Origin of the sequence: Corynebacterium sp. (genome assembly GCF_030535495.1) — a bacterium.
Classification (GTDB): domain Bacteria; phylum Actinomycetota; class Actinomycetes; order Mycobacteriales; family Mycobacteriaceae; genus Corynebacterium.
The window spans coordinates 1,670-4,584 of sequence record NZ_JAUNRW010000141.1; the positions used below are offsets into that span (position 1 = coordinate 1,670).

Here is a 2,915-nt window from a genome sequence, read left to right on the forward strand (position 1 = left end):
CGGCGGCGGGCACGGCGGCGTCGAGACGCGGCTCGAGGAAGGGCAGGACCTCCGGCCGCGTGAGCACCTGCGCGGTGTCGTAGTAGGTCGGGGGTGTGGTGTGGAACAGCCACACCGCCCGGCCCGCGCGCCGGGCGACCGGCTCCGTGCCGCGGTCCACCGCATAGCCCCCGGCGTGCCGGTGGACGCGGACCCCGTCGGGATCGAAGAACCACACCGCCGGAGTCATCGACCAGGTGTAGCCACCGGTGATCTCGAAGGATCCGTCCGGTACTTCGTGGCGCAGCGTCAGGGTGACGGGGGTGTCGCGTCCGGTGCGCAGCAGTTCCTGGAGTGTCTCGAGATCCATGGGCCCAGGATAGGTCCTCCACCTGCTGATTAGCGGGCCCGGGCCGCACCCGTTACGATGATCCTCTTTCATATATCTACATAGAGAGGTCCCCCGTGAGCACGCAACAGTCCAGCGGGAAGCAGGCGCTGCCTGCCGACGTTCGAATCATCCTCATCGTCCTCGTCGGCGCGGCCCTGGTGATGTTCCTCAACGAAACGATCCTGTCGGTGGCGCTGCCGTCGATCATGTCGGACTTCTCCATCCCGGCCACCACCGCCCAGTGGTTGACCACCGGTTTCATGCTGACGATGGCCGTGGTCATCCCGACCACCGGCTGGATCCTGCAGCGTTTTTCCACCAAGCAGGTCTTCCTCGCCGCCGTCACCAGCTTCCTGGTGGGCACCATCGTCGCTGCCTGGGCGCCGACGTTTGAACTGCTGCTCACCGGGCGCATCGTGCAGGCCGTGGGCACCGCGCTCATCATGCCGCTGCTCATGACCGTGGCCCTGACCGTCGTGCCGGCCAACCGGCGCGGCTCGATCATGGGTGTGATCTCCATCGTCATGTCGGTGGCCCCGGCGCTGGGCCCGACCGTATCCGGTTTCATTCTCAACCGACTCACCTGGCACTGGCTGTTCTGGCTGGTCGTCCCGCTCATCGTGGTGGCACTGGTGGTGGGTGCGATCTTCATTCGCAACATCGGCGAGACCACCCGCGCCCCCTTCGACCCGCTGTCGGTGGTGCTGGCCGGACTCGGTTTCGGTGGCCTGGTCTACGCGCTGTCCACCCTGGGCACCAACCCCACCGTCGCGATCGGCGTGGCCGTCGTCGGCCTCGTGGCGCTGGTGCTGTTCGTGTGGCGCCAGCTGACGCTGGAGACCCCCCTGTTGGACCTGCGGCCTTTCACCATCCGCAACTACACCCTGTCCGTCGTCGTCGCCCTGCTGCTCATGGGCACGTTGCTCGGCGTGGTCATGGTGCTGCCGATCTACCTGCAGACCGGCCTCGGCGTCACCGCCCTGGTCACCGGCCTGCTGCTCATGCCCGGCGGCCTCGCCTCCGGGCTGCTGGCGCCGTTCATCGGGCGCCTCTACGACCGGGTCGGTCCGCGCCCGCTGGTCATCCCCGGTGCGCTGCTGCTGCTCGGTGCCGTGTGGTCGATGACCCGGCTGGACATCAACTCCACCGTGCCCGAGGTGATCACCATGCACATCGTGTTCTCCCTCGGCCTGGCGCTCATGATGACCCCGCTGATGACCACCGCCCTGGGCTCACTGCCGAAGAACCTCTACGGTCACGGCTCCGCGATCCTCAACACCCTGCAGCAGCTGGCCGGGGCCGCGGGCACCGCGATCCTCATCGCCGCGCTGTCCTACGGCACCCAGGCCGCCGCGGCCGGGGGAGCGGACCTCGCGCAGGCCACCGCTGACGGCGCGCACACCGCCTTCATCGTCGCCGGCGTCATGGCGATCCTCGTCCTGCTGGCCAGCCCCTTCGTGACGAAGGTCGCCGAGGAGCAGCAGGAGGAGGGGCAGGCCTACTAGAAGCGGGCGAAGTTGATGGTGGCGTACACCGCGCCGCGCGCGTTGGTGGCCCACCCGACGCCCACGTGAGTGAACTCCGGGTTATCCAGGTTGGCGCGGTGCGCGGGGGAGTTGGCCCAGGCGGTGATCATGTGACCGGCCGGGACGGCGCGGTCGAAGGTGCCGACATTCTCGGCGGCCAGCCGCCAGTTCGAGGGGTAACCGGCGCGGTAGTTCGGGTTGTGACGCAGCGTACCCGTCTGCGCCATGGACACCGACCATCCCTGGGCGGTGGCGTCCAGTGCGGCGTGGCGGGCCACGGCGGGGAGACCACGCGAGGTGCGGTAGCGGTTGAGCTCATTGAGCAGCGCGGCCTGCATGGCGGTGTCACTGGCGTGCACCTGGCCCTGCGTGGGCTGCGTCGGATTCGCCGCCGGCGGGAAGGGGAGGACGCCGAGCAGTCCCGGGCCGCCCAGCGAGGACATCGCAGGCTGCGCCTCGGCGGCGGGCAGTGCCTGGGCGGGAAGCAGGGCGGCGAGGGCGAGGGCAGCAAGGGTGGTGCGGCGCATGGGGCGGGATCTCCTGGTCGGCGTCTCCGGGGCGGCTTCTGCCCTCGAGGGTAACAGACGTATAACAGCCCCGTCGTTGTTGCGGGAAGTTTGTGCGGTACCGGCGAAAAAGGGGCTGTTCGCTAAAGGCGTACATGGCCGTGACCTGCACTGACTCTGCATTGTTGGCACTCGATGTCGGAGAGTGCAAATAGATTGGCCCTCCTGCGCGTTACAGTGGGTGACAAGTGAGAAACAAAGGTTAGGGGTCAAGGACATGTTCGAACGGTTCACCGATCGTGCCCGCCGCGTCATCGTTCTGGCGCAGGAGGAAGCACGGCTGCTCAACCACAATTACATCGGCACCGAGCACATCCTGCTCGGGCTTATCCACGAGGGTGAGGGTGTCGCCGCGAAGGCCCTGGAGTCCATGGGTATCTCGCTCGACGCCGTGCGCCAGGAGGTCGAGGAGATCATCGGTCACGGCACGCAGCCGCACACCGGTCACATCCC

Annotated in this window: 4 protein-coding genes; 2 read left to right on the forward strand and 2 right to left on the reverse strand. The window is 67.8% G+C overall.

Annotated features, from left to right (window positions below):
• The coding region (locus Q4F73_RS11630; RefSeq protein ID WP_303359506.1) for a hypothetical protein at positions 1-349 on the reverse strand (349 nt) is incomplete at its 3' end.
• Positions 350-444: 95 nt separating this feature from the next.
• Between Q4F73_RS11630 and Q4F73_RS11635 the strand changes: the two genes are divergently transcribed.
• The gene (locus tag Q4F73_RS11635; protein ID WP_303359507.1) at positions 445-1,875 is read left to right on the forward strand and encodes an MDR family MFS transporter; all 1,431 of its coding nucleotides are present in this window, start codon (positions 445-447) and stop codon (positions 1,873-1,875) included.
• Here the strand turns inward: Q4F73_RS11635 and Q4F73_RS11640 are convergent.
• Positions 1,872-2,423 carry a CAP domain-containing protein gene (locus Q4F73_RS11640; protein WP_303359508.1) on the reverse strand — a complete coding sequence of 184 codons (552 nt, stop codon included), beginning with the start codon at positions 2,421-2,423 and terminating at the stop codon, positions 1,872-1,874. The two genes, Q4F73_RS11635 and Q4F73_RS11640, sit on opposite strands and share 4 nt — an antisense overlap.
• 256 nt (positions 2,424-2,679) lie before the next feature.
• Between Q4F73_RS11640 and Q4F73_RS11645 the strand changes: the two genes are divergently transcribed.
• On the forward strand, positions 2,680-2,915 hold a 236-nt coding region (locus Q4F73_RS11645; protein WP_303359509.1), incomplete at its 3' end, for a Clp protease N-terminal domain-containing protein.